Below are 18173 nucleotides of genomic sequence, written 5' to 3' on the forward strand. Positions count from 1 at the left end.
GAGATGCACGGGGGTGCAAGGCACGCCCCGGCTTTCACTCCTGGTAGGTGGTTGGCGCGTTGTCGGTCTGCGCGAGCAACTGGTCCTTGCCTGCGGAATCCAGATCCGCGCGCACCATCTCCCTGACCAGCTGTTCGAACGACACGCTGGGTTGCCAGCCGAGTTTGTCGCGGGCCTTGCCGGAATCGCCCAGCATGCTGTCGACTTCTGTCGGCCGGAAATAGCGGGCATCCACACGCACGATGACCTGTCCTGCCTTGACGCCCGCATGCGGACCTGGATCAACGACAGTGGCGGTCTCGTCGATGGCGTGTCCGTCCCAGCGCAGCGTCATGCCCAGTTCGGCAGCGGCGGCGGTCACGAATTCGCGCACGCTATGCTGAATGCCGGTCGCGATGACAAAGTCCTCCGGAGCGTCCAGCTGCAGCATCCGCCATTGCATTTCCACGTAATCGCGCGCATGGCCCCAGTCGCGCTGCGCATCGAGATTGCCGAGATAGATGCAGTCCTGCAGGTTCAGTGCGATGCGTGCCAGGCCGCGCGTGATCTTGCGCGTGACGAAGGTCTCGCCGCGCAGGGGCGATTCATGATTGAAGAGGATGCCGTTGCAGGCATACATGCCATAGGCCTCGCGATAATTCACCGTGATCCAGTAGGCATACAGTTTTGCGATCGCATAGGGGCTGCGCGGGCGGAAAGGCGTCGTCTCCCGTTGCGGATATTCCGACGCATCCCCGTACATCTCGGAGGTCGATGCCTGGTAGAAGCGCGTCTTCTTTTCAAGCCCGAGCTGGCGAATGGTTTCCAGTATGCGCAGCGGACCGAGCGCGTCGGCATTCGCGGTGTATTCCGGCTCTTCAAACGAGACCGCGACATGACTTTGCGCGGCAAGGTTGTAGATTTCATCCGGCTGCGCCTGCTGGATGATGCGCCACAAGGACGATGAATCCGTCATGTCGCCGTGATACAGGATGAAGCGTCGTTGTTCCTCCTGCGGCCCCTGATACAGATGGTCGATGCGATCCGTATTGAAGCGCGAGGTGCGCCGCTTGATGCCATGGACAACATAGCCTTTGCCGAGCAGAAGTTCGGCGAGATAGGCACCGTCCTGGCCGCTGATGCCGGTGATCAGCGCGACCTTGGGCTTTTGGTTGGAACGGGAAGGCACCAGATGTTCCGGCATCTGAGGATTGGTCGTCATGGTATTTTCCTTCGTCTCCATGGCTTAACCCGCGCAGGCTGCCGCGTCCGCGGCAAGCGTTTCAGTGAGTGACGCTAGCGCCGGCACGGTGGATTGGGCGAACGACAGATGTTGCAAGAAAGAGCGAAACTCCTCGCGGACTTCGGGGTGGCGCAGTGCGAATTGCACCGTCGCCTGCAGGTAGCCGATCTTGCTGCCGCAGTCGTAGCGAATGCCTTCGAACTGATAGGCGAGCACGGTTTCCTCCGTCATCAGGGACGCAATGCCGTCGGTCAGCTGCAATTCGCCACCGGCGCCCGGACGCACATTGCGCAAGTGCCGGAAGATGGCCGGCGTCAGGATGTAGCGGCCGACCACGCCCAGGTTGGACGGTGCAAGTTCGGGCGCGGGTTTCTCGACGATGCCGTGCAGCTTGATCAGGCGCTCATCGAAGGCGGCACCGGCCACGACGCCATAGGAGCGGCTGTGTTCGCGCGCAATCGTCTCGACGCCGATCAGGCTGTTGCCGCGTTCTCCAAACAGCTCGGTCATCTGGCGCATGACCGGCACTTGCCCGTCCAGCAAATCGTCCGCAAGAATCACTGCGAACGGTTCGTTGCGGACAAGGCGTTCCGCGCACAGCACGGCATGCCCCAGGCCCAATGCCTCGGCCTGGCGCACGTAGAAACATTCCACGTTGTCGGGCTTGATGCCGTGCAGCACTTCCAGCAAGGCTTGCTTGTTTCGCGCTTCCAGTTCGGCTTCCAGCTCATAGGCCTTGTCGAAATGGTCCTCGATCGCACGCTTGTTCCTCCCTGTCACAAAAATCATTTCGGTGATGCCCGCTGCGATGGCTTCCTCGACCGCATACTGGATCAAGGGCTTGTCGACGATCGGAAGCATTTCCTTCGGGCTCGCCTTGGTTGCCGGCAGAAAGCGTGTTCCGAGCCCGGCGACGGGAAAGACTGCTTTGGTAATCTTGTTGTTCATGGTCTTCTTTGTAAAAAGTATCCAACGGCTGGCGCTTATTTCCGTCGTTTGACCGGGCCCGCTGCATCGGGCCCGGGTGGTATTTCCAGGGAGAGCCAATGCATGAATAGAAGCAGGACGACGCAAGACACCGAGGCAAGCACATCGAATTGCCAATCGAGCCAGTTCGCGTCTCTGTAAGGCATCAATGACTGAATTGATTCGTCGACACCGCCCAATAGCGCGACGATCATGACTGTCTGAACAGCGCGATACAGCGGTCGGCTGGTCACCGCGCCCCAGACGAGGCCGGTCAGAAACGCGTAGGCGATCACGTGCAAGAGCTTGTCATAGACCATGGCCGACAGCGCCTGTGCCTGGCCGGGGATGGCCCCGATACCCACCATGAGCGAGAAGAACGCCACGGCGGCAAACAGGTAATGGCGCGGCGTAATGGACGCAAGTAATGGCGCAAGTAATGACGCACGTAAGGGCAGCAGTGGATGACGCATGAGGTTTTGCATGTCCTATGTTGATTGTCAAAGCAGCGCGACATCTCGAACTGCGAGACAGGTGAAGAGCGGCACCTTCGACAACAGGCTTGTCTTAATAGGCATTCGTTCCTGTCCACCCCCTGAATGCCGTCCAGGCAATGATGCGAATGTCCATCCAGAGCGACCAGTTCTGGATGTAATGCAGATCGAATTTCACGCGGGCCGCCATCTTGTCGACCGTATCCGTCTCGCCGCGAAGCCCGTGGATCTGTGCCCACCCGGTGATGCCCGGCTTGACGCGATGCCGCAGCATGTACATCTCGAGCAGGTCCTTGTACATCTCGTTGTGCTGCAGGGCGTGCGGACGCGGTCCGACCACCGACATGTCACCGAGCAGCACGTTGATGAACTGCGGCAATTCATCGAGGCTGGTACGCCGCAGGAATCCGCCGATCGAGGTGATGCGCGGATCGTTCTTGGTTGCTTGCGTGACGGTGTCCCGTTCCTGGTGCACTTTCATCGTGCGGAACTTGTAGACATTGAAGTGGCGTCCGTTCAGGCCGAGCCGCGGCTGCCTGAAGAACACCGGGCCGGGCGAAGTGCGCTTGATGGCAATCGCGATCACGACGAACAGCGGCAGAAGCAGCACCAGGGCGACGATGGCAAACACGCGGTCGAAGATTTCCTTGACGATGCCGTTCAGCCCGCTCGAGATCGGCTGATTCAGGTCGACGGCGGGCAGGCCGAGGAAGTTGCCCATCTTGTTGCTCAGCATTTGCACGCCGAGTATGTCCGGCACCCAGCGCATATCCACGAAGGTATTGCGCAAGAGGTACTGCAGTTCCTGCAGCTTGGGCGATGCCAGCAGGGGGAGCGTGATCCAGATCTCATGGACGTGATTGGCCTCGACGAATTGCTGGACTTCCTGCAGGCTTGCGATGCGCGTGACGGAAGGATCGAGGATCTTGTCCATATCTTCCGGTGCGGCGTGCACGGCCTTGACGTCATAGCCGGCCCAATCCTGCTCCATGGCACGGCGATGCATTTCGCGCCCGGTGCTGCCGTATCCGACGATCACCACTCGCTTGTTGTTGAGCCCCTTGGTGCGCAGGAAGCGCAGCATGAAGTAGGCAACGGAACGGTAAAGCACGAGGAAGGCGACACCGATCGCGTACCAGTAGAACATCCACAGCCGAGAGACATTGCCGACATGATGGATCAGGAAGCTGAAGAAGAGTCCGATCAGCAATACCAGCGCCCAGGATGCCGCGAGCCGGACAAACATGTCCGGCATCGAGCGTCCGCGCCACGAGCCGTACAAATCGAGTTGAGGGAAGACGAGAAAAGCAAGGGCACTGCCAAAGTGCAGCAGAACGGTGTGGATCGGCGCCGTTTCGCTCAAGGGAATGTGGAAGTGCATCAAGCCTGCAACGGCTCCGGCAAGCTCAAGCGCCAATATGTCCATCAACCGCATTGACAGTTCCAACCGGGATGAATTTGTGATGATGAAATCTCGCATGGCGTTTCTGGCGTTTCGTCGGTTGCAACAATCTCAAACCAGTGACATGTGGTTACGGTATGCTCGTCGCTACACGCACTGGCTTGTGGCCATGCGGGTCGGCGCTGCATTTTCGTGCGATACAAAGGCTGTCTATGTGGATATCAGGTTGTCGAAAATGGCTCTCTGGATGTCAGTAGTGTTATTACCTTTTAGACAATGGTAATCACTAAAGAACCCGATAATTTGCTAAGTACTGTTTGCTTGCGTACGCTCAAACAGGCGGTTGCTGGACGTCAAACTTGCTGTTGCGAAGTATCAAACGCGGCCGGTTCGCACTCCTTTTGGCAACACTCTTTCCGGGTGAACATGGGCCGGCAGCCATTTTCGGGCGCGATCTTCTTTCCTTCTGCGCATCGTTTTCATTGCGCACAGGAACTTGATTCCGTAGCGACATTCAATGCGCTATCATTCGGGCCATGGCACTTGAAGAATCCCAAGAGAAGTCCGCGTACGAACTGGCAGGCGGAAGCGAGAAACTGCGCGAACTGGTTGATCGGTTCTATGACCTGATGGATCTGGAGCCGGAATTCGCAGACATCCGCGCGATGCATCCGACTACACTCGACGGTTCGCGCGACAAGCTTTACTGGTTTTTATACGGCTGGATGGGCGGCCCGGACATGTACATCGAGCGATTCGGGCATCCGCGCCTGCGTGCACGCCATTTGCCTTATGCCATCGCGTCGAAGGAGCGCGACCAGTGGTTGCAATGCATGGCGCTTGCAATGCAGGACGTTGGCATGGCGGAATCCTTGCAGGAGCGCCTGATGCAATCCTTCTATCAGACCGCCGACTGGATGCGCAACCAAGCCGGTTGATCGCCGCACATCGGAGACAAGCGCATTAATCCCTACGGGTCATCATTTTCATGAATTCAATCGAAACTATCATTCTGTTGCTGAGTGCAGCAATCATCGTTCTGCAAGTGGTGCTGCTGCTGCGGTCGCGCGGCGCGGACGCTTCGTCGCAGTTGCTGCAGATTCAGAATGCATTGCAGGGACATCAGCAGCAAACCGGCGAACGCATCGAACGCGAATTGCGCAATCAGGTGCAAACCAGTGCGCAGGGCACGCGCCAGGAACTGAGCGGAAATCTGCTTCAGTTCCAGCAGGCACTGACGGCGCAGTTGACCAGCGTCGCGACGATCCAGAACAACCAGATCGATTCCTTCGCGCAGCAGCTCGCCAAACTGAATGAAGTGAACGCCAAGCAGCTGGAAGCGATGCGCGACGCCATCACCTTGCAGGCAAAGGCCGGCCGCGAGGAACAGGCAACGGCCTTGAAACGTTTCGGCGACACGCTGAACCAGACCCTGGCGACGCTTACCGAGTCGAATGCGCAGCGCATGACGGAAGTGCGCGCGACCCTTGAAGCAAAGATCAAGGATCTGCAGGCCGATAACGGCGCGCGCCTGGAAGAAATGCGCAAAACCGTTGATGAGAAACTGCACGCCACGCTCGAACAGCGCCTGGGCGAATCGTTCAAGCTGGTGTCCGATCGACTGGAAAAGGTGCATCAGGGCCTGGGCGAGATGCAACAGCTTGCCATTGGCGTTGGCGATTTGAAACGTGTGCTCACCAATGTGAAGACGCGCGGCACCTGGGGTGAGGTCCAGCTGGAAATGCTGCTCGAACAGGTGCTCACACCCGATCAGTACGCGAAGAATGTGGAGACCGTGCCGGGTTCCGGCGAACGCGTTGAATTTGCCATCAAGCTCCCCGGTCAGGACGACGGCGGCCGGCCGGTCTGGATGCCGATTGACGCCAAGTTTCCGAAGGAGCAGTACGAACGCCTGGCCGAGGCCGCCGAGCGCGCCGACACGGACGGCGTTGCGGCGGCGGGTCGCGAGCTGGAACGCGCAGTGCGGCTGGAAGCCAAAACGATTTCCGAAAAATACCTGTCGCCGCCGCTCACCACCGATTTCGCGATCTTGTTCCTGCCGACCGAAGGCCTGTATGCGGAAGTGATGCGTCGCCCGGGATTGGCCGACGAATTGCAGCGCGCATGCCGCGTCAGCATTGCCGGCCCATCCACCTTGTCGGCGCTGCTCAACAGCCTGCAGATGGGTTTCCGCACCCTGGCACTGGAAAAACGCTCTTCGGAAGTGTGGCAGGTGCTGGGCGCCGTCAAGACCGAGTTCGGCAAGTTCGGCGATGTTCTTGCCGCCACCAAGACGACGCTGGAACGTGCCGCAAAGAACATCGAGCAGGCGGAGACGCGTACGCGGCAAATGTCGCGCAAGCTCAAATCGGTCGAAGCATTGCCGTCGGAAGCCGCCCAGCTGCTGCTGGGAACCGATGGTTCCGAAATCAATGACGAATAGTCCTCATCCGGGGTCGGATCATCGCCCCAGAACATCCGATCAGGCGGAATTTCCGCGCTACGGTAGACGGGCGACAAGGCGTGCTTGTCGCAGGCGGATTTAGCATGCAAGTATCGGTAATAAATTCTCGACATCCTCCTGCCCTGCGGTCGCAGGGCAGGTCGCATCTGTCTTTCACACCTCGAACGCCCGATTGGGACTGATCTATGGAAATCGCGATATTACTCGGTCTGATTCTCGTGAATGGCGTGTTTGCCATGTCGGAAATTGCATTGGTAACAGCGCGCCGGGCGAGATTGCAAAGACTGGCGGAAGCCGGCGACGCGGCGGCCGGAGCAGCGATCGAACTCGGTGATGATCCGAACAGATTTCTCTCGACGGTGCAGATCGGGATCACGTCCATCGGCATCTTGAACGGTATCGTGGGCGAGGCGACGCTTGCGCATCCATTCAGCATCTGGCTGGCGCAAATGGGGGTCGAGGGGCGGCTGTCGGGCTACCTGGCAACAGGGCTGGTCGTGGTGTCCATTACCTATTTTTCGATCGTGCTGGGCGAACTGGTTCCTAAGCGGATCGGCCAGATCAGTCCGGAGCCGATCGCGCGCATTGTCGCTCGTCCCATGCTCTGGCTGGCCGCGCTGACCAAGCCGTTTGTCCGATTGCTCTCCGGTTCGACACAGCTCGTATTGCGCACCTTTGGCGTGACCGAACGCAGCGAACCCAGCGTTACCCAGGAAGAGATCAACCTCATGCTCGCCGAAGGTTCCAGCGCCGGCGTGATCGAGCATCACGAGCATCAGATGGTGCGTAACGTGTTTCGCCTGGATGATCGTCAGATCGCGTCGCTGATGGTTCCGCGCGGCGAGATCGTCTATTTCGATGTGAACGATCCGCTGGAAGACAATCTCATGCGCTTCGAGGAAAGCGACCATTCGCGCTACCCGGTCGTGCGCGGTGGCTGGGAAGAAGTGCTGGGCGTGGCCAACGCGCGCCAGATGCTCGCCCAGACCTTGCGCGGGGAAAAGCCGAGCCTGACCGAGAATCTGCAACCCGCGGTATTCGTGCCCGAATCGCTTACCGGCATGGAGCTGCTGGAAAATTTCAGGAATTCCGGTGTCCAGCTTGCCTTCATCGTCGATGAATACGGCGAAGTGCAGGGCATCGTCACGCTGCAGGACGTCATGGAAGCCATTACCGGCGAGTTCAAGACACACCGCGCGGAAGACGCCTGGGCGGTGCAGCGGGATGACGGTTCATGGCTCTTGGACGGCTTGATCCCGATTCCCGAGCTGAAGGACCGCTTGTCCCTCAAAGGCGTGCCCGAGGAGGAGCGAGGCCGCTACAACACGCTCAGCGGCATGATCATGCTGCTGCTCGGCCGGATCCCCCAGACGGCGGACCACTGCGACTGGGAGGACTGGACCTTCGAGATTGTCGACCTGGACGGCAAGCGCATCGACAAGGTGCTGGCGACGCGCAGGGCGCCGCTGCAGGAAGAGCTGGCACTGCCATCTTCTTGACCGAGATCGTGGGCATCGTGGGGATGACTTGCTATCCTGAGTGCGACCGCGTTCGCACGGACGCAATTCAGGCATAATTACCCGCAGGCATTATCATTCCGCCAACGCAGCCGAGGCGGCCGGTTCGACAAGCCATTACGGAGGCATGCATGGTACATCGCATCCCGGATCCCATGTCAGGCGGTTCGCGTCCTTCCAGTCGACACAAGATCGTCTCCGCGGCCGAGGCGATCCGCCTGATCCATGACGGCGACACGATTGCCACCGGCGGTTTTGTCGGCATCGGCTTTGCCGAAAACATTGCCGTCGCCCTCGAGAAACGTTTCCTCGACACCGAGGACGAACTGCTCGGCATCGGAAAACCGAGCAATCTCACGCTGATCTATGCCGCCGGGCAAGGCGATGGCCAGGATCGTGGCCTGAACCACCTGGGACATGAAGGGCTGGTCAGGCGCGTCATCGGCGGGCACTGGGGTCTGGTGCCCAAACTGCAGCAGCTCGCGATCGCCAACAAGATCGAAGCCTACAACCTGCCGCAAGGCGTCATCACGCATCTATTTCGCGACATCGCCGCCGGCAAGCCCGGACTGCTTTCCACTGTCGGCCTCGGCACCTTCGTCGATCCCCGCTACGGCGGCGGCAAGATCAGCGAATCAACGACCGAAGACCTGGTGGAGTTGATGACGATCGGCGGCAAGGAATACCTGTTCTACAAATCGCTGCCGATCAACGTCGGCATCATTCGCGGCACGACTGCCGACCAGGACGGCAATGTAACGATGGAAAAGGAAGCCCTGACCCTGGAAGCGCTCGCCATTGCGATGGCTGCGCATAATTCCGGCGGCATCGTGATCGTGCAGGTCGAGCGCATCGCGGAAAGCGGCTCCCTGCATCCGCGGCAGGTGAAGATTCCCGGCATTCTGGTGGACTGCGTGGTGGTCGCGGAAAAGCCGGAATACCAGATGCAGACCTTCATCGAACCATACAGTCCTGCATTTGCAAGCGAAATCCGCGTGCCCATGTCATCCATCCCCGCGATGGAAATGAGCGAACGCAAGATCATCGCCCGCCGCGCACTGCTCGAGCTCAAGCCGAATAATGTCGTCAATCTCGGCATTGGCATGCCGGAAGGTGTCGCCAGCGTGGCGGCCGAGGAAAAGGTGCTGGACCTGGTGACATTGACCGCCGAACCTGGCGTCATCGGCGGCATTCCCGCCGGTGGCCTGAATTTCGGCGCGGCCACGAATGCTGCGGCGATCATCGATCAGCCGTATCAATTCGACTTCTATGACGGCGGCGGACTCGACGTCGCCTTTCTGGGGCTGGCGCAGGCGGACCGCCAAGGCAATCTCAACGTCAGCAAATTCGGCCCGCGACTGGCTGGCGCGGGCGGCTTCATCAACATCAGTCAGAATGCGAAAAAGGTCGTGTTTGTCGGTACCTTCACCGCCGGCGGGCTGGAGATCGCGATCGCCGACGGCCAGTTGCATATCAAGCGCGAAGGCGCGGCCATGAAATTCGTCGAGTCGGTCGAACAGCGCACCTTCAGCGGCGAATACGCAATGCGGCGCGGGCAAGCGGTTCTGTACATCACTGAGCGCTGCGTATTCCGTCTCGCGCAGGAGGGGCTGGAAGTGATCGAGATCGCCCCCGGCGTCGATCTTGAACGGGATGTGCTGGCGCGAATGCGATTCCAGCCCGCAGTCAGCCAACAGCTGAAGCTGATGGACGCACGCATCTTCCGAACCACGCCGATGGGACTGCGCAACGATATCCTGTATCTGCCGCTGGAACAGCGCCTTGCCTATGACGCCAAACGAGACATGTTCTTCGTCAATTTCGAAGGCTACGAAGTGAAGAACGTGGCCGACATCGAACAGATCCGCGATCTCGTCGAAGCCCACCTGCGGCCGCTCGATCGCAAGGTTCCTGCGATCGTCAACTACGATAATTTCTCGATCACGCCGGATCTGCTGGATAACTACATCGAGATGGTGCACGAACTTGCCGAGCGCTTCTACAGTCGCGTCACGCGCTATACCAGCAGCGCGTTCATGCGCAGCTATTTCGGTACGGCCTTCCAGCGACACCATACCGATCCGGCTCTATACGCCAGCCGCGAGGAAGCGATATCACACCTGCACGAGTAGAACGCGCAGAGCGCCTGTCACTTTCAGCAAAGCCCGTCGAACAACACCACATCCACGGCATCGCCGGCGTTCACGCTGCCTTGTTCATGATGCAGGATGATCATGCAATTGGCTTCCGACATCGAGCGCAGGATGCCCGAACCTTGCGAGCCGGTGACGCACACCTGAGGATGGCCATTCGTGTCCGCCGAAAGAATGCCGCGCTGGTACTCGGTGCGTCCCGGCTTCTTCCGGATCGACGACTGTGAAGTGGCGCGCATCAGCGGCAGGGGATCGTTGGCGGCTCCCATCATTTGCAGCAGTGCGTCACGCGCGAAGAAGTAGAACGTCACCATCACCGCCACAGGATTGCCCGGCAGGCCGAACAGATACGCGCTCTTGCCGTTCGACGCGATCCTGCCAAAGCTCATGGGCCGCCCCGGCCGCATCGCGAGTTTCCAGAACATGACATCGCCCAGCTTTGCCATCATCTCCTTGGTGTAATCGGCCTCGCCAACGGAAACGCCGCCGGACGTGATGATCGCGTCGGCGCTTTCGCATGCCGTGCGCAAGGCTGCTTCCAACGATGCGCGATCGTCCTTGACGACACCCATGTCGACAAGCTCGCAGCCGAGGCGGGTCAGCATGCCATGCAGCGTGTAGCGATTGCTGTCGTAGATGCAGCCCTCGTCAAGGCGCTCGCCGATGGAGCGCAGTTCATCGCCGGTGGAAAATATCGCGACCCGCAGCCGGCGCCGCACCGGTGCACTTCCGATGCCGAGGGATGCCAGCAGGCCTAGGTCGGCGGGACGCAGGATTTTTCCTTTACGCAGCGCCGGTTTGCCGGCCGCCAGATCTTCGCCTTTCAAGCGCCGGTTGTCGCCGGGCTTGACTACGCCTGGCTCAAGTGTGATCGATACATCGTTCGCGTTTTTCACCAGCTCTTGCGGCACCACCGTATCGCAATCCGCAGGCATGACTGCACCGGTCATGATCCGCACGCATTCGCCTTCAGCGACAGGGCCATCGTACTTGCGACCGGCATAGGCAACGCCGACGATCCTGAATTCCCGGGCAGCGGCGGCGAGCGCATTGCCGTGAAACGCGTAGCCATCCATCGCCGAATTGTCATGCGCCGGCACGTCGATCGGCGAGATGAGATCTTCACTTAGTACTCGGCCCAAGGCAGCATGCAGGCCGACTGTCTCGGCAATATCGACAGGCCGCACGAATTCACGAATCCACTGCTGCGCTTGGGTGACGCTCAGCGATTCGGGGTTGTGTGAAGGCAGGCGAGAGCTGATTTCGGAAAGTGTGGAAACGGTCATGGCGCTTCGAGCTTGTGCAATTCTTCCAGCGTATTGATGTTTTGAAAGGCCTCTTCGTCGTCGAAGTGCACCTTCACCGCGCGCAGCGATCCGAACCAGGTGCCCATCTTGCGTCCACCTGTCTGCAGGTACGCGCTCAGGCTGGGCAGCACCGAGGTCTTCAACAGGCAAAAGACGGGATGCGATTGGCGGGATTCGCCTTCGCCGGTCTCGGCAAAGGAGAGGTCGGCGCTTTCGGCCTGCAGAGCATCCCTCAGTCGTGCCACCAAGTCCATAGGCAGAAAGGGGGAGTCGCAGGGCGCCGTGACGAGATACTCCGTATCGCAATGCATCAGTCCCGTTTGCAGGCCGGCCAAAGGGCCGGGAAATTCATCCATCCGGTCCGGCCACACCGGCAGGCCGAAACCCTGGTAAACATCCAGGTTCTGATTCGCATTGATCGCGAGTATGCCAACCTGCGGCGCAAACCGGCGCATCACATGCGCCACCATCGGTTCGCCGCGAAAGACTTGCAGGCCCTTGTCCACGCTACCCATGCGCGTCCCTCGTCCACCCGCAAGAATCAATCCGGTAATCGACATAGCTCAGCCTCCGATGTAGGACATCTCGACTTTCCTGGTTGCCTGATCGAACCCCGTCGTGTTGGCGGTTCGCAGTTCCGAATACCGGTCCGCCCGGGCGCGCCACACATGCGCAATTGCCGTCGAAATCTCTTCATCACTACGGCCGGCGCGTACCAGTGCGCGGAGATCGTGTCCTCCGGTCGCGAACAGGCAGGTATACAACTTTCCTTCGGTGGACAAGCGCGCGCGGGTGCAATCGCTGCAAAAGGCCTGCGTCACGCTGGAGATCAATCCGATTTCTCCCCCGCCGTCGCGGTAGCGCCAGCGTTCCGCCGTTTCGCCCGTGTAGTTCGGGTCGATGGCTTCGAGCGGCATCTCGGCAGCAATGCGGCGCATGACTTCGGCGGAAGGCACTACTTCGTCCATCTTCCAGCCATTGCTCGTGCCGACGTCCATGTATTCGATAAAGCGCAGGATGAAAGGCGAGCCTTTGAAATGGCGGGCCATCGGCAGAATTTCCTGATCGTTCATGCCGCGCTTGACCACCATGTTGATCTTGATCGGACCAAGCCCGGCCTTGTGCGCCGTCTCGATTCCGTCGAGCACATCGACAACCGGAAAATCGACGTCGTTCATGCGACGGAACACCGTCTCATCGAGTGCATCGAGCGAGACCGTCACGCGCTTTAAGCCAGCATCCTTCAATGCCTGCGCTTTTCTCGCGAGGAGCGAGCCGTTCGTGGTCAGCGTCAGGTCAAGCGGCTGCCCCTCCGGGGTGCGCAGCGCGCTCAGCATGTCGATCAGTCGCTCGATGTCCTTGCGCAGCAAGGGTTCGCCACCGGTGAGGCGAATCTTGCCGACGCCATGCGCGACGAAAATACGGGCCAGGCGCGTGATTTCCTCAAACGAGAGCAAGGCCGCGTGTGGCAGAAAGGCATAGTCCTTGCCGAAGACAGCCTTCGGCATGCAATACACGCAGCGGAAATTGCAGCGATCGGTCACGGAAATACGCAGGTCCTGCAGCGGACGCGCAAGCGTATCCGAAAGCAGCCCGGTGGGCGCTTCCAGGGATGATGGAATTGTCGGCCCAGTCGTCGCCAGGCGCCGGTCGACGAGGGGAATGAATCTGTCTGTCATGCTCGGAAAGAAAACGGAGTGCGCAAGGAGAGTTACGCTATCGAAGATAAGATACCACGAGCCCCGCCAGCGCACATGCGCCGATCAGCTTGATCGTGCCGAGCTTGAAGCGGAAGAGTGCAAGCATTGCCAGCAGTGCAATGGCAATGGACGCGAAGTCCCATTGCATGACAGGCATCGTCAGCCTGAAGACATGCTCGGCAAAGAATACCCCCAGGCTCATGATTACCCCCACGACGGCCGCGGAAATGGCCGTGAGCGGCGCGGTCAGCCGGATATCGTCGCGTGTGGATTCCACCACCGGTCCGCCGGCGAGAATGAACAGGAAGGAGGGCAGAAAGGTAAAAAACGTGGCGACGGATGCTCCGGCCACGCCGGCGAGCAGCAGATGGTCCGGGCCGAACAGGATTTTGGTCCAGCCACCCAGGAAGCCTACGAATGCCACGATCATGATCAGGGGACCCGGTGTCGTTTCTCCAAGCGCCAGGCCGTCGATCATCTGTATCGGTGTCAGCCATTGGTAGGTCTCGACCGCGCCTTGATATACATACGGCAACACCGCATAGGCACCGCCGAAGGTCATGAGTGCGGCCTTGCTGAAAAACACAGCCATTTGCGGCAAAGGGTGATGCACATTCGACATCAGAACAATTGCCCCCCAGGCTATAACCCCAAGGAGTGTTCCTGCCATGCAGAACGCTATCAGTTTGCGCCAGGAAAAACGCGCATGTTGCGGAGGCGGCGTGTCGTCGTCAATCAATGCCGCGCCAAACGAGGCGGTGGTAGCGGCATGATTGCCCCCAAGCCGGAACAGGTCGGGTGCAACTCGCCCGCCAAGCAAACCGATCGCGCCGGCGGCAATAACGATGATCGGAAACGGCAGTTGAAGGATTGCGATCGCCACGAAGGCCACCACTGCGATCAAGATCAAGAGCGCGTTTTTCAGTGTCCTGGAGCCGATGCGCCAGGCGGCTGCCAGTACAATGGCCACAATCGCCGGTTTGATGCCAAAAAGAATGCCCGCCGCCAGCGGCACGTTGCCAAATGTCAGGTAGATCCACGACAGGATGCACAGGATAAACAGCGACGGCAGTACGAACAATGTCCCGGCAATGATGCCGCCCCAGGTCCGATGCATCAACCAGCCGATATAAATGGCAAGCTGGGTCGCCTCCGGGCCGGGCAGGAGCATGCAATAGTTGAGAGCATGCAGAAAGCGGCGCTCCGATATCCAACGGCGCTTTTCAACGAGATCGGCATGCATGACAGCGATCTGACCTGCAGGGCCCCCAAAGCTGATAAAGCCAAGTTTCAGCCAGTACCAGAAAGCTACGCTCAGGGTGATGTGGGCAGGGCGTTCTTGCTCGTTCGTGGGCATTCGTAATCTGTGTCGGCTTGTGGTCGAGGATTTGTGACGGCCTGAATGAAAAAAGGGAGCATTCGCTCCCTTTTTGAAGTAACAGCTGGCGCTCCGGCGTTGGACGCCGGAGCGAAAGTGTCATTACCGGCGAGTTTCAACCTGGACCAAGGGCTCGTTCGACACCGGCGGCAAGGGCTTGCGCTCACGCGGAACGCGAGGCGCGGGCACATTGCGCGACGCGGCTTCCTGTGCGGCGCGCAGCTTCTCCGGATCGGTAACAGCCAGGGTCAGGCCGGCTGCTGCCAGCATGTCACTCAGATGTTCCAGTGGCATGGGCTCCGTGGCGACCGTGGCCGGTGCAGCCACAGGGCTTGCGGTCGGCGTCACTTGCGCTTCAACTGCCTGTGCGGGTTCCGGTGCTGCTTCCGCCACAACGGGAACAGGAGCCGGTTGCGGTTCAGGATGGATCTCCGGCGCAGCAACAGGTTCCGGCACAGGCTCTGCAATCGGCGCCAAAATCGACTCAACCACAGGTTCAGCGGCAGGCTCCGTTACCGGCGCCGGCGCAACCTCTTCCGGACTCGCAGCGACAGGTTCTGCAACTGGAGTCGGAGTAGCGTCGACTTCCTTGGCAAGCGATTCTTCCGGAGCGCTGACAATCGCAGCCTCAGGTGCCGAGGCAATGGGCGCTTCCGTTTCCGAAGGGATAACCACTTCGGAAACCGCCACCGCTTCAGTTGGCATCGCCACTTCGGCGATTTCCAGCTGAACCGCTTGCTGCCTGACGACTTCATCGCCTGCAGTTTCCTGCTCGGTTCCAGCAGCCAGTTCACCGCCTTCACGCTCACGACGGTTGCGATTGCGACCGCCACGACGACGGCGACGGCGGCGCTCTTCACCTTGCTCGGCAGTTCCTTCTTCACCGCCCGGAGCACCCTCCATCAATTCTGCTTCTTCGGCAGGAAGTTGTACCTCGGCAAGAGCGGCGACAGGGGCTGCCACCGGAGCCGTCAACAACTCTTCGGTGGGCGCTTCCTTGCGCTCTTCGCGCTGACGCTGCTGTCGTTCGCCACGCTCGCCACGTTCTCCACGCTCGGGTCGTTCGCCACGTTCAGGGCGCTCACCGCGCTCGCGCCGCGGCTCATTGGCCTCGCGCAGCTCGCGTTGCTCGCGTGGTTCACGCGGTTCGCGCGGTTCACGAGGCGGACGCGGCTGACGTTGTGCCGGCTGGGCTTCAATGGCAGGCGCCGCGGACTGCTTTGTCGTCTCGTCGCGTGCTTCGACACGTCCGGTTTCGCGCTCCTCGCCGCGCTCGCGACCGCCACGTCCGCGGCCGCGATTGCGACCACGTCCATTGCGCTCGCCGCGCTCACGACTCGGCTGCGGCTTCTCTTCGACCACTGGAGCCGGCGGCACGACTGGCGCGACGGCCTTCTTGCGGAAGAATCCGAACATCCGGCTGAAGAAGCCTTCCTCGGCAGGCGCGGCCACAGGAGCCGGAACCGGGACCGGTTCGACCGGCTTGCGCTCCACGATCGGCGCCGGCTGGTCCGGCGTAATGCCTTTGACGACGGCTTCCTGGCGCGGACGAATTTCTTCCTTCTGACGCTTGCCGTAGCTGATGTCGGTATCCGCTTCCTCGGCCATGTCGTAACTGGCCTGCGGCTCTTCCAGGCGCGGGTCGTCGTGCTTGATGCGCTCCAGCTTGTAGTGCGGCGTCTCGAGATGCTTGTTCGGAATCAGGATGATCGTGACGCGATGGCGCGTTTCGATCTTCAGGATTTCGCCGCGCTTCTCGTTCAGCAGGAAAGCGGCCACATCGACTGGTGCCTGTACGTGGATGGCGGCGGAATTTTCCTTCATCGCCTCTTCCTGGATGATGCGCAGGACTTGCAATGCGGACGATTCGGTATCGCGGATATGTCCGGTTCCGTTGCAGCGCGGGCAGGTCACATGGCTGCCTTCGGAGAGCGACGGACGCAGGCGCTGACGCGACAATTCCATCAGGCCGAAGCGGGAAATCTTGCCCATCTGGACACGGGCGCGGTCGTAGCGCAGGGCATCCTTCAGGCGGGTTTCGACTTCGCGTTGATTCTTCGCGTTCTCCATGTCGATGAAGTCGATCACGATCAGGCCACCGAGGTCGCGCAAGCGCAACTGGCGGGCCACTTCATCGGCGGCTTCAAGGTTCGTATTGAGCGCGGTGGTTTCGATGTCGCTGCCGCGGGTGGCGCGGGCAGAGTTGACGTCGATGGAAACCAGAGCCTCGGTGTGGTCGATGACGATGGCGCCGCCCGACGGCAACGGCACGGTGCGGGAATACGCGGTCTCGATCTGGTGTTCGATCTGGAAGCGAGAGAACAGCGGCACATCGTCGCGATAGCGCTTGACCCGATGCACCATGTCGGGCATGACATGGCTCATGAACTGCTGGGCCTGCTCGTAGATCTCGTCGGTGTCGATCAGGATCTCGCCGATGTCAGGCTGGAAATAGTCGCGGATCGCGCGGATTACCAGAGACGATTCCTGGTAGATCAGGAAGGCGCCCGGGGCGGATTGGCCGGCGCCTTCGATTGCACGCCACAACTGCATCAGGTAGTTCAAGTCCCACTGCAATTCCTCGACGTTGCGGCCGATACCGGCGGTACGGGCAATGACCGACATGCCGGAGGGCAGATCCAGTTTGTCCATGGTCTCGCGCAGTTCCTGCCGGTCTTCACCTTCGACCCGGCGCGAAACGCCGCCACCGCGCGGATTGTTGGGCATCAGGACCAGATAGCGGCCAGCCAGCGAGATGAACGAGGTCAGGGCAGCGCCCTTGTTGCCGCGTTCTTCCTTTTCCACCTGGACCATGATTTCCTGGCCTTCGCGCAGGGCGTCCTTGATGGATGCGCTGCGGACATCCACGCCATCCTTGAAGTAGCTGCGAGCCACTTCCTTGAACGGCAGGAATCCATGACGTTCTTCGCCATAGTTGACGAAGCAGGCTTCGAGGGAGGGTTCGATGCGGGTGATAACCCCTTTGTAGATATTCGATTTACGTTGCTCGCGCCCCGTTGTTTCGATATCGATGTCGATCAGCTTCTGCCCATCGACAATGGCCACGCGCAACTCTTCCTGCTGCGTGGCGTTAAACAACATCCGTTTCATTTTTTTACTCCGTGACTCTAAGGTCAACTCTAAAGCCGCAAAAGGCAGGATTCACCAATGCGGCAAAGTACAAGGATGTACGCGAGGGCGGAGTGCTTGATGGAGGGAACTGCCTTAGTGTGCGGTAAATCGCAGCAAGAGCGCGAAAACCGCAACGGGGCGCGGATGGGGTTGATAGCGATGCCGAGTATGCTGTTCATCCGCGCCGCGCAGGTCGAACGGGCCGCAATGGGCCGGGTCGGGCGCAGCGTCAGGTAGCGAACAGCTTGGTGGAGCCAAACAAAACATAAGGTCCAGCAGAATCGGCAAACAGGGTTCTCAACCACATCAACCAGCAAGCATCCTTCGCAGGAAGTGCTTGCCGGACTTATCCTTGAATTTCAAGCAATCTTGTCCAACACCGATGCGCGCGATCCGATTGCAACTGCGGTGCAACCTTGATTCGCACAAGGGTGATGC

General features: G+C 60.0%; 13 protein-coding genes. 4 read left to right on the forward strand and 9 right to left on the reverse strand.

Going from position 1 to position 18173, the window contains the following annotated elements; genetic code table 11:
- Window positions 1–34: 34 nt before the first annotated feature.
- From gmd to VJ651_RS06725, 4 genes are all read right to left on the reverse strand, one after another.
- Window positions 35–1201: a GDP-mannose 4,6-dehydratase gene (gmd, locus tag VJ651_RS06710; protein ID WP_324106699.1), complete on the reverse strand. Its 1167-nt coding sequence runs from the start codon at window positions 1199–1201 to the stop codon at window positions 35–37.
- A gap of 24 nt (window positions 1202–1225) precedes the next feature.
- Window positions 1226–2170 (reverse strand): UTP--glucose-1-phosphate uridylyltransferase GalU, encoded by a 945-nt coding sequence (gene galU, locus VJ651_RS06715; protein WP_324106700.1) that lies wholly within the window; start codon window positions 2168–2170, stop codon window positions 1226–1228.
- A gap of 35 nt (window positions 2171–2205) precedes the next feature.
- Window positions 2206–2661 (reverse strand): VanZ family protein, encoded by a 456-nt coding sequence (locus VJ651_RS06720; protein ID WP_324106701.1) that lies wholly within the window; start codon window positions 2659–2661, stop codon window positions 2206–2208.
- 94 nt (window positions 2662–2755) lie between these two features.
- Entirely contained in the window at window positions 2756–4117 is a 1362-nt protein-coding gene (locus VJ651_RS06725; protein ID WP_324106702.1) for an undecaprenyl-phosphate glucose phosphotransferase, read from the reverse strand.
- 503 nt (window positions 4118–4620) lie between these two features.
- Here VJ651_RS06725 and VJ651_RS06730 point away from each other — a divergent pair.
- The 4 genes from VJ651_RS06730 to VJ651_RS06745 all read left to right on the forward strand — a co-directional run bounded on the left by VJ651_RS06730 (window position 4621) and on the right by VJ651_RS06745 (window position 10197).
- Window positions 4621–5022 carry a group II truncated hemoglobin gene (locus tag VJ651_RS06730; RefSeq protein ID WP_324106703.1) on the forward strand — a complete coding sequence of 134 codons (402 nt, stop codon included), beginning with the start codon at window positions 4621–4623 and terminating at the stop codon, window positions 5020–5022.
- 50 nt (window positions 5023–5072) lie between these two features.
- On the forward strand, window positions 5073–6527 hold the full coding sequence (gene rmuC / locus VJ651_RS06735; RefSeq protein WP_324106704.1) for a DNA recombination protein RmuC: 1455 nt from the start codon (window positions 5073–5075) through the stop codon (window positions 6525–6527).
- A 206-nt stretch (window positions 6528–6733) separates the two neighbouring features.
- Window positions 6734–8047, forward strand: a complete 1314-nt coding sequence (locus VJ651_RS06740; protein ID WP_324106705.1) for a hemolysin family protein — start codon at window positions 6734–6736, stop codon at window positions 8045–8047.
- Between the two features lie 149 nt (window positions 8048–8196).
- Window positions 8197–10197: an acyl CoA:acetate/3-ketoacid CoA transferase gene (locus VJ651_RS06745; RefSeq protein WP_324106706.1), complete on the forward strand. Its 2001-nt coding sequence runs from the start codon at window positions 8197–8199 to the stop codon at window positions 10195–10197.
- A gap of 23 nt (window positions 10198–10220) precedes the next feature.
- On the opposite strand, the gene glp is transcribed toward VJ651_RS06745, so the two are convergent.
- The 5 genes from glp to VJ651_RS06770 form a co-directional block, all read right to left on the reverse strand.
- Window positions 10221–11504 (reverse strand): gephyrin-like molybdotransferase Glp, encoded by a 1284-nt coding sequence (gene glp / locus VJ651_RS06750; protein WP_324106707.1) that lies wholly within the window; start codon window positions 11502–11504, stop codon window positions 10221–10223.
- Window positions 11501–12085, reverse strand: coding sequence for a molybdenum cofactor guanylyltransferase MobA (mobA, locus tag VJ651_RS06755; RefSeq protein ID WP_324106708.1), 585 nt, complete (start codon window positions 12083–12085; stop codon window positions 11501–11503). The genes glp and mobA overlap by 4 nt, the downstream gene beginning before the upstream one ends.
- Window positions 12086–12088: 3 nt before the next feature.
- Window positions 12089–13204: a GTP 3',8-cyclase MoaA gene (gene moaA, locus VJ651_RS06760; protein ID WP_324106709.1), complete on the reverse strand. Its 1116-nt coding sequence runs from the start codon at window positions 13202–13204 to the stop codon at window positions 12089–12091.
- A 37-nt stretch (window positions 13205–13241) separates the two neighbouring features.
- A complete protein-coding gene (gene chrA, locus VJ651_RS06765) occupies window positions 13242–14582 on the reverse strand; it encodes a chromate efflux transporter (RefSeq protein ID WP_324106710.1) in 1341 nt (446 codons plus the stop codon).
- A 123-nt stretch (window positions 14583–14705) separates the two neighbouring features.
- On the reverse strand, window positions 14706–17714 hold the full coding sequence (locus tag VJ651_RS06770) for an Rne/Rng family ribonuclease (RefSeq protein WP_324106711.1): 3009 nt from the start codon (window positions 17712–17714) through the stop codon (window positions 14706–14708).
- Window positions 17715–18173 lie beyond the last annotated feature (459 nt).

It is taken from the genome of Noviherbaspirillum sp. (assembly GCF_035254865.1).
Lineage (GTDB): Bacteria > Pseudomonadota > Gammaproteobacteria > Burkholderiales > Burkholderiaceae_D > Noviherbaspirillum.

What these genes read in the sequence shown, in the direction of transcription:
- gmd (WP_324106699.1), bottom strand. Translation starts at nt 1,201, where the DNA reads ATGACGACCAATCCTCAGATGCCGGAACATCTGGTGCCTTCCCGTTCC.
- galU (WP_324106700.1), bottom strand. Translation starts at nt 2,170, where the DNA reads ATGAACAACAAGATTACCAAAGCAGTCTTTCCCGTCGCCGGGCTCGGA.
- VJ651_RS06720 (WP_324106701.1), bottom strand. Translation starts at nt 2,661, where the DNA reads ATGCGTCATCCACTGCTGCCCTTACGTGCGTCATTACTTGCGCCATTA.
- VJ651_RS06725 (WP_324106702.1), bottom strand. Translation starts at nt 4,117, where the DNA reads ATGCGGTTGATGGACATATTGGCGCTTGAGCTTGCCGGAGCCGTTGCA.
- VJ651_RS06730 (WP_324106703.1), top strand. Translation starts at nt 4,621, where the DNA reads ATGGCACTTGAAGAATCCCAAGAGAAGTCCGCGTACGAACTGGCAGGC.
- rmuC (WP_324106704.1), top strand. Translation starts at nt 5,073, where the DNA reads ATGAATTCAATCGAAACTATCATTCTGTTGCTGAGTGCAGCAATCATC.
- VJ651_RS06740 (WP_324106705.1), top strand. Translation starts at nt 6,734, where the DNA reads ATGGAAATCGCGATATTACTCGGTCTGATTCTCGTGAATGGCGTGTTT.
- VJ651_RS06745 (WP_324106706.1), top strand. Translation starts at nt 8,197, where the DNA reads ATGGTACATCGCATCCCGGATCCCATGTCAGGCGGTTCGCGTCCTTCC.
- glp (WP_324106707.1), bottom strand. Translation starts at nt 11,504, where the DNA reads ATGACCGTTTCCACACTTTCCGAAATCAGCTCTCGCCTGCCTTCACAC.
- mobA (WP_324106708.1), bottom strand. Translation starts at nt 12,085, where the DNA reads ATGTCGATTACCGGATTGATTCTTGCGGGTGGACGAGGGACGCGCATG.
- moaA (WP_324106709.1), bottom strand. Translation starts at nt 13,204, where the DNA reads ATGACAGACAGATTCATTCCCCTCGTCGACCGGCGCCTGGCGACGACT.
- chrA (WP_324106710.1), bottom strand. Translation starts at nt 14,582, where the DNA reads ATGCCCACGAACGAGCAAGAACGCCCTGCCCACATCACCCTGAGCGTA.
- VJ651_RS06770 (WP_324106711.1), bottom strand. Translation starts at nt 17,714, where the DNA reads ATGAAACGGATGTTGTTTAACGCCACGCAGCAGGAAGAGTTGCGCGTG.